At 45.0% G+C, this 8,850-nt stretch carries 7 protein-coding genes; all 7 read left to right on the top strand.

Annotated features, from left to right (window positions below; all coding sequences use genetic code 11):
• Nucleotides 1-66 precede the first annotated feature (66 nt).
• The 7 genes from DXC51_RS29145 (at nucleotide 67) to DXC51_RS29115 (ending at nucleotide 8,803) form a co-directional block, all read left to right on the top strand.
• Nucleotides 67-1,446, top strand: coding sequence for an MATE family efflux transporter (locus DXC51_RS29145; RefSeq protein WP_117546092.1), 1,380 nt, complete (start codon nucleotides 67-69; stop codon nucleotides 1,444-1,446).
• On the top strand, nucleotides 1,446-1,628 hold the full coding sequence (locus DXC51_RS29140; RefSeq protein WP_117546090.1) for a cysteine-rich KTR domain-containing protein: 183 nt from the start codon (nucleotides 1,446-1,448) through the stop codon (nucleotides 1,626-1,628). Before DXC51_RS29145 ends, DXC51_RS29140 begins: the two co-directional genes overlap by 1 nt.
• Nucleotides 1,629-2,008: 380 nt before the next feature.
• A complete protein-coding gene (locus tag DXC51_RS29135; protein WP_117546088.1) occupies nucleotides 2,009-2,428 on the top strand; it encodes an RNA polymerase sigma factor in 420 nt (139 codons plus the stop codon).
• Nucleotides 2,429-2,797: 369 nt separating this feature from the next.
• Nucleotides 2,798-3,196, top strand: a complete 399-nt coding sequence (locus DXC51_RS29130) for a hypothetical protein (protein ID WP_147332422.1) — start codon at nucleotides 2,798-2,800, stop codon at nucleotides 3,194-3,196.
• Between the two features lie 93 nt (nucleotides 3,197-3,289).
• A complete protein-coding gene (locus tag DXC51_RS29125; protein WP_117546084.1) occupies nucleotides 3,290-4,999 on the top strand; it encodes a recombinase family protein in 1,710 nt (569 codons plus the stop codon).
• 166 nt (nucleotides 5,000-5,165) lie between these two features.
• Nucleotides 5,166-5,696, top strand: a complete 531-nt coding sequence (locus DXC51_RS29120; RefSeq protein WP_117546082.1) for a restriction endonuclease — start codon at nucleotides 5,166-5,168, stop codon at nucleotides 5,694-5,696.
• Nucleotides 5,697-5,821: 125 nt separating this feature from the next.
• Nucleotides 5,822-8,803, top strand: coding sequence for an nSTAND3 domain-containing NTPase (locus DXC51_RS29115; RefSeq protein WP_117546079.1), 2,982 nt, complete (start codon nucleotides 5,822-5,824; stop codon nucleotides 8,801-8,803).
• Nucleotides 8,804-8,850: the final 47 nt, after the last annotated feature.

Raw genomic sequence — 8,850 nt, 5'->3', positions numbered from 1 at the left:
GGTGTGAGAGGTCGAAAATTTCTCTAATCAGAGAAATTTTCTCCTACTCGATTTGGAGGAATGGATATGATAGAAAAACATAACTTATTGACCGGGAGTGTGCCAAGAAAGCTGGCCGTTTTCGCGCTCCCGTTACTTCTGGCGAATATACTGCAATCTTTCTACAATGTGGTAGATATGCTTGTGATCGGCCAGATTGTAGGAGATGTGGGCCTTGCGGCGATTAACAACGCTTCTAAATTGTGTTATATCATTAACTCAATTTGTATTGGTATGACAATGGGTGGAGCTGTATTGATTGCTCAATACAAAGGGGCAGACGATGCAAAGGGGCAAGCAGAGTCTTTTCAAATGTTGGCGTTACTTTCGCTGGTATCTTCTTTCTTTGTGACTGTTGTGAGCCTGACAATTTACCGTCCTCTGTTTCAGGCACTAAATGTTCCTGCAGATGCGTATCAAGACGCCTGCAACTATATGAAAACTATTTGTTGTGGGACGGCCTTTGTGTTTGGATATAATGCTGTTTGCTCCGTACTCAAGGGACTGGGGGATTCAAAATCCCCCCTCTGCTTTGTTGGGATTGCCACCATCATCAATGTCATCTTAGATATTATATTGGTAGGCCCCTTTGAAATGGGGACAGCAGGAGCCGCTTACGCGACAATCACGGCACAGGGAATTTCCTTTGTGATTTCTTTGTTCTATCTAAAACGACGCAAGGTGTTTTTCTCTGCGGCGGAACACGGAAAATTTACACTTCAATGGGATAAGCTGACCGCCATCATAAAAGTCGGTCTACCCACAGCAATTCAGATGGTAGTAGTCAACACGGCCTATCTGCTGGTAACAGGTATGCTCAATCAATTTGGTACTTCTGTTTCCGCCGCATCTGGCGTAGGCTTGCAAATCAATACCTTTGCTGGTATGCCCTGCTGGGCTATTGGACAGGCAGTAACGGCGATGACCGGTCAGTGCATGGGTGCAGGACAAATTGAACGTGCCCGAAAGGTGGTAAAAATTAGTTTAGTGATGAATATTGCTGTTACGCTCGTTGTTGTAATTGGCGTACAACTTTTTGCGGAACCATTAATTTTACTGTTCGGCAGTACCAGCCCGGAAGTAGTAAACGATGGTGTTTATTATCTGCGTATTTGTTGCGGTATCAATAGTTTGATTTATGCGGCTATGTATACGCTGGATTCCTTTGCCATTGGAGTAGGTGCGGCAAATGTTGCCATGATTAACGCTTTATTGGATGCAGTTATCATTCGTCTGCCAGTGAGCTGGTTTTTAGCTTTTACCCTTTGTATGGGATTTCCCGGCATTTTTTATGGACAGGCACTCTCGCCAGTCCTGCCTGCTATTGTGGGCTTGCTCTATTTCAAAAGTAGAAAGTGGGAGCAAAAAAAGCTAATTCAAAAAAATTGCAAGGAGGAAAGCCTTTGATGGGTCAGATGATATGGCTTCTATGCCCCGTATGTGGAAATAAAACCCGACTTAAAGTGCGTCCAGACACAGAGCTTGTCAATTTCCCGCTGTATTGTCCGAAATGCAAGCAGGAGACTTTAGTAGATGTAAAAAAAGGAAACCTATCTGTTGTTTGCTTGAGTAGCTTAATATCCAAATAAATATCAAAAGAGCCAGACGCATAGACGCAGAGCCGATAACACGCAAATTAAAAATGCGGTTATCGGCTCTTTCCATTTGAAAGATACGGTGACCGTTTAGGAGGTAGCGCCGTGTCTTTTCTCGTTTCTGCTATACATAATTTGCTAAAAAAAGCATAGACCCTCCGCCGGGCTACTCCGGCTATATACACGAAATATGTAAGTATATAAAGAACTATGTCACTTCATGCGCCCGCACAGTACAAGGCTGTGCGGGCGTTGTCGTTTCCTGTCGTTTCTGGACACGGTGTCCAGATGTTCGGAGCCCCGGCTGCCGTTCTCCGCCTGACCCTCCATTTCGATCTGTCCCTTTCCGCCCCGTATCGAAATGGAGGTTACTTATGACGACCATCAAATTGAATAGCTACTATCCCCACCTGACGGAGCGTATCACTATGGAGGTGTCGGACGAGATCGCCGTGACCCTCTCCATAGGTGGCCGCCTGTGCGACAGCTATAAGCGCCGCAAGCGGGAGCATGGCGAGTGCTCCCTGGACGGAACTCCCGGTTTTGAGGCCGACGTGACCTATCCCCCGATGACCCCGGAGGAGATCATGGAGCAGGCCGAGGACCAAGCCGCCCTCTATGCTGCCCTTGATCGTCTCCCGCCCGTCCAGGCCCGGCGCGTCTACGCCCGCTTCATCCTGGGGCGGAGCGTGGGCCAGATTGCCAGGGCGGAGAACGTGGAGGAGCGCAACGTCCGGGAAACGATCAACAAGGGCCTACGGGGGTTGAAAAAATATTTTGATTTTTCTCGTTGAGGTACATCCGAAAACGCAGAAAATCCGCCTGATAGGTGAGGAGGGACAAGCCTCCCACCGACAACTGAATACACAGTATTCCAGGCACAAAACCCGTGTGAATAGCGACAAAAGGCGCGCCGCCAGGATGGGAGCTCCAAGGAGGTGAACAAGGAGCGGACCGAGCGATCAACGCGAACCTTTGACCCGGCTGCGGCAGGCCGGGCGCGACGACAGCGCGGGGGATAATGAAACTTGCTCACGCCCTCCCACGGACTTGCGGGGGAGCCCTGCGGTACGCGCCAGCCCTCCCCACGGGGGCGGCGGTGCTGTGGAGCTATGACAGCCGGAGCCACCGGCGGCCTGGAATACTCCCCGCGCTGGGGGTGCGTGGCAAATACAGCGTACAACAAAATCAAGGGGACCGCCCACCTGGGGCCTGTCTGTCTTGCGGCAGCCCAAACTTCCCCCGGCGCGGCGGCCCCGTTCGTGGATCGAAATGGAAAACCCTGCTGGCCTCTGGACACCGTGTCCAGACGTGGAGCAAGGTTGAAAGGCAGCACTTCCGGGTGCTGCCTTTCTGCGTTTCCCCACAAGACAGCGGAAACGAGAGGCAATCAACATCATTCTGGAGAGGAGGGCGCTATGGCCGATACCGCCACAAAAGAGGAGTACACCTATCAGATAGATAAAATAAAGTTTGTTGTCACGCCCATCTACAAGGAGGAGGGCGAGACAATGGGGGATATTCTCTTGAAGCTGATGCTGGCCGAGCTGGACCCGGCCTGACAATTTCCGTGACATCCTTAACATGGGCGGCCAAATGAGGTATAATATAGGTAGGATAAAACCTCTTGTTTGGCGGCTGGAAAGGAGGAAATTATGAAGCTGTCAAGCAAGAAAAACGAGTTTGGAACGGCCGCCCTGTACTGCCGTTTGAGCCGTGACGATAACATGGACACCGAATCCAACAGCATCCAGAATCAGAAAAAAATTCTCCAAAAGGCCGCAAAAGAAAAAGGCTATACGGACACCTTGTTTTTTGTGGACGATGGGATCACGGGCACAACCATGAACCGGCCCGGCTTCCAGAAGATGATCCAGGCCATAGAGAACGGATATATTTCGGCGGTGTTCGTCAAGGACCTTTCCCGGCTGGGCCGGAACTACATAGAGGTGGGCCGCCTGACGGAAGAATTTTTCCCGGCCCATGATGTGCGGCTGGTGGCCGTTTCCGATGGAGTGGACAGCGACGAGGGCGAAAATGAGTTTACCCCGTTCAAAAATATCATGAACGAATACTACGCCCGCGATATATCCAAGAAGCGCCGGATCGTGAACAAGATGAAAGGCAATTCCGGGGTGCCGCTGTCCCCGCCGCCCTATGGGTACATCAAGAACCCGGACGATCCCCGCTTTTGGGTGATCGATCCCGAAGCTGCTGAAATCGTGCGGCGCATTTATCAAATGGCCCTGGACGGCTACGGGCTGGCCGAGACTGCCGCCGCGCTGGAGAAAGACGGGGTGTTCAATCCCACCTACTACTGGCGGAGCAAGGGGACAAGCCGGGGCGGGTCAAAGAGCACCGTGGAGCCCACCAAATGGGGACATACCACCATTAAGAAAATCCTCACCTTGCAGGAGTATTGCGGTGATGTAATTAACTTCAAATCCTACTCCAAGTCCTACAAGGTGAAGAAGCGGATCGAGAACCCGGAGGAGAACCGGGCGATCTTCCTCAACGTCCACGAGGCCATCATTGACCGGCCCACCTGGGAAAAGGTGCAGAGCATGAAAAAGGGGACCCGCCGGAGGCGGCCCACTGTCACCCAGGCGCCCAGCGTGTTTTCCGGCTATCTGAAATGCCCAGAGTGCGGCGGAAACCTCAATTTCCACTTCAACCAAGGCAACCACGACATTAAGTTTTTCAGTTGCCAAAATCACAATTCCGGCCTGCGCAAGTGCTCCAAGACCCATTATATCCGGCTGGAATTTCTGGAGCGGGTGGTGTTGTACGAGGTGAACCGGCTGGCCAGCTTCGCAAATGAGTACGAGGACGACTTTATCAAGACGATGATGGGCCGTTCCGCAAAGGTGACGGAAAATGAGCGGGCCAGGAAGCAGCGGGAGCTGGATGGGCTGCTGGCGCGGGACAAGGAGTTGGACGGGCTTTTTGAAAGGCTTTACGAGGACAACGTGAGCCAGAAGATCAGTGACGCCCGGTTTGCGAAAATGTCCCAGCGGTATGAGCAGGAGCAGGGGGAGAACGCCAAGAGGATCAAGGCCCTGCGGCTGGAGCTGAAAAAGAGCGAGGGCAAGCGGATGGACATTGACACGTTTCTTGAAACGGTCCGGCGCTATACCAACGCCACGGAGATCACCCAGCGCATGGTGGCGGAGCTGATCGACCACATCGACGTATACCACGCGGAGAAGCAGGACGGCGTTACTACCCAGCACATCACCATCTATTATAACTGCATTGGCGCTTTTTCCGTCCCTGACCGCCGGAAAATTCCGGCTGCGGAGATTACGATGGGGACGAGAAAGGGAGTAGCCGTCAGCTACTCCCCGGAGCGGATCGCCGTATAGGATTTTGAGCAAAAATAATGCGGAGTGTCCCACAAGGATACTCAAATCCTATAAGGACACTCCGCATGTTTCGAGTGACTGGTTCAAGACAGTAGAAAACAGGTTTGTTTATCTGAACAATATATATACTTTATTAGAACGGAATTATCCAAAAGAAATTCGTGAGATGAATCATACAAAAACTTTTGAACTGTCGGATTTCAGAGGTTTGTTGGATGCATCGGAGGCGGGGACTGCCTATCAAAAAGGGATGATTTGGGAAGAGACGGCGGCCTATATGTTAGAGCGGATTGAGGGGTTAAAAATAAACGGCAGACGCCTGCGTGTTGACAGGCAGGAGATCGATTTATGTTGTGTCAATGTTTCTGTAAAAGAAGAATTATGGAAGCTTGGTGCTTTAATTCTGGTGGAATGTAAAAATTGGAGCAGTAAGGCGGATGTCAGTGTTATTCGCAGTATTGGACAAATTATGTATATGAAAGGAACTACTGCAACGTTACTGTTTAGCAAACAAGGAGTTACCAGTGAAGCAAAAGATGAAATATTACAGTTGGCACTTAAAGGTGAATATGTTTTATGCATTACTAAAAGTGATTTGTTGGCCGTTAGGGAAAAGGAAGATTTCAATAAGCTTTTACTAAGAAAATGGTGCGAAGTGGAAGAAAGGATAGCGGATGATGTGAGACTTTTGGGATAATAAATTTATTGCACAGAAACACTTTTTTATTTGTGGCCAGACAGAAAATTATAGTATAAAGTGTCTGTACGATATTTTATATAAATGGATGGAATTAAGATGCTATAATGCACAGGAGATAAAATATGGCAGATTATGATTTTTACACTTTATTTGATTCATTGGAATTTCAGGATTTTGCCCGGGATATGGTACAAATACGAGAGGGAATTACTTTTGAATCTTTTGCGAGAGGGACAGATCTGGGAATCGATGGAAGATATGTTTTGAAGGATGGCAGTGTAATTATTTTCCAGGCCAAAAGCATTAGAAATACGAGTGGGAAGATTCTTGATATTGCAAAAAAAGAGAGGAAAAAGCTTGATAAGCTTTCTGGAATGGGGATTAGAATTTTCCGTTATATTCTGGTGTTTTCAGATGCTCTCGGAGTGATTAAAAAGTCACAGATTATGAAACTTTTTTCCCCATATATTTTAGATACTTCTGACATTATAACAGGACCGGATTTAAATAATTATTTAAGTAATATGAGTGAAAAATATCACTCTGTGGAAGAAAAATACTTTAAGCTTTGGATTCAGAATACAAAGACTCTTAAAAAAACGCTCTATGAGGTGGTACATAGTCCATTGATAGATATATCTAAGAGTAAACTGGAGGAGGCTATTGAAAAGGCGCAAATTTTTGTGGAGACAGAAGTGTATGAAGAAGCGAAAAAGAAGCTGGAATATAGCCGTACTCTCATAATATCCGGAGACCCAGGGGTTGGAAAGACTACACTTGCAAATCAACTGGCATTGTATTATTATGCTAAATTTGGATTTCATTCATTTATTTATGCAAGATCCGTGGACGATTTATATGTTTCAGAACATATTGATGCGAAAAAGGTGATTGTTTTTGATGATTTTTGGGGAGATACTGATTTTAATACTATTGGAAATGGGAAAAAGACCAGAGCTCTTGTTTCTTTTATTGAGCATATTCAAAAGAGAAAAGATTGTATTTTGCTTATAACAACAAGAGAGTATATTTTGGAGCAGGGACTTAAGAAAAATGAAGAATTTAGAAAATTGGCAGAGACTCTTAAGTTGAATTGTCGTATAGATCAGTATTCCAGGGAAGATAAACTGCGAATTTATTATGGACACCTAAAGTATACATCCCTGACCTGGGAGCAGGTAAACGTACTTAGCGGTATTGGTTATGAAGTAATATATTCATCAAATTATAATCCACGGGTAATCGAAATGTTCCTTGAGACAATAAACCCTGCTATGTTACCGGACAGATGCAAAGAAGAATTTTTACAGCATCTGGATTGTCCAATGGATTTTTGGGAGAGGATATTCGAAGAATTGTCTCAGGAGGCGAAGGCAATATACCTGCTCATGGCAATAATGCCACTGCCTGTTGAACTGAAAGTATTAGAAAAATGTTATTATACGATTCTTAAGGAGAATGATAAATCTTTAGAATGGAAAGGATTTCCTGAAGTAATTATTGAACTGGAAAAGACGGTGATTCGGACAGATTCATACAATGAGGAAAACAGTGCATTGTATGTAATAACTTTTCAGAATCCATCGGCGAAGGATTATATTCAGGAAAAGATTAGGGAAAATCAAGAAAAATATTGCGATTTTTTGTTGGATAGCTGTTCCTATTTTTCTCAATGCATAGAATTTTTACAAATTATGGCGGAAGTGGAAGATAAGGGGGCCTGGTATCAGAGGGGAATGTCCAAAGCGATACTCCTTGTGGATTCTGATTCAATTGTTTTCTATGACAGATATAAAAATCTTCTGCAAAATAATAGAGAGATAAGTCGTTTTTTACATACGTTTAGGACTGAACACAAAGGACGGGAACAAAAATTTGGTCGGCTGCAGCAATTATTTTTACTGTATGACAGAAGAAAATGTTCGAACCTGAAAAACTATTTTAAGAAGACTTTTTATGCATTTGTTCATCTGATAGATCAATTTCCGGAAGCTGTTCATAGTGAAGATTTGGAGATTTTTTCAGAGACGGCTGTGCATATGATAGAAATGGAAATCTGTACGGATACGAGGTGGTTACTCAATGTTTATATGGATGGCCTGATGAGAAACCGTATGGAATTGCATGGCGGAGCATTTGAAACGTATTACAGCGGTGAGTGGGATAAATACATAATATCAAATAGTGATAAAGTTTCGGCATACCTGGAAAAGTTATATGATGCGGAAATATGTTTAGCTGCAGTAAAAAATGATGCAGAGATTTTTGATGATTGGCTGATGGAATGTGAAGAAGCCTATATTCACTTTAAATTGAAAATACCACAAACTTTTCAGGTTAAGATTGAAAAGTATAGATATTGGTTGACAGAAGAGAATAAGGATGAGTATAAAGAAGAAACTTATGAGGAAAATTCAAAGGAACAGTCCAAATGGATATTATCAGATATCAAAGAGGACTTTGAGAATGAGTATTTGGATGGAGTTCTGCCATTAGAAGTTGATGATTTGGATGAATGGTTTCAATTAAGGGAAATTCCGGTTCAAATAAAAGACATTATGATTGCTGAAGAACTTGCAGATAATGAATATTGGACTTCCTATATGTGGGAGGAAGAAGCCCTGGAATTCTTAGTAGGATTTATTGGCTGGAATGGTGAATTGCCGCTGGATATTACAGAAGCATCATCCGCTGTGGTAAAATATATTTCAGATAGCTGCACGGTATCTGAAGATGTATTGGAGAATTTGTTTAATAAGCTTGCATTATCTGGAAATAATACAGGTATTTTTTCATATGAGGAGCTAGAGCAGATGTGCCCGGAGTTGCTTAGGTGGGATGATAAATTGATACGGGATATGGAGAAAATTCATGTCCTTGTGCATAAAAAGAACTGGTACTATCTTTCGAATTGTCTACTGGCATTAAGTTTTCATTTGTGTAATCTGCATGAGTTGGATGCTGAGACGCTTGGAAAATATTTTTCCTGCATTTTGCTGGAGGGCAAAGAAAAGGTGGAAGGACAGGAGAATCTGCAGGAACTGATTAGAGTTGGAAAAGAATGGCTGAAGCATAAAAAACTGAAGGATGAATTTATTTTCTGAACTTTGCATGTAAGTTGCACTAGCGACCTCCATAAACCTATGAAAAA

Source organism: Eisenbergiella massiliensis (assembly GCF_003435485.1).
The sequence above is the reverse complement of the archived record's forward strand: the minus strand, read 5'-3'. Positions and strand labels throughout refer to the sequence as shown.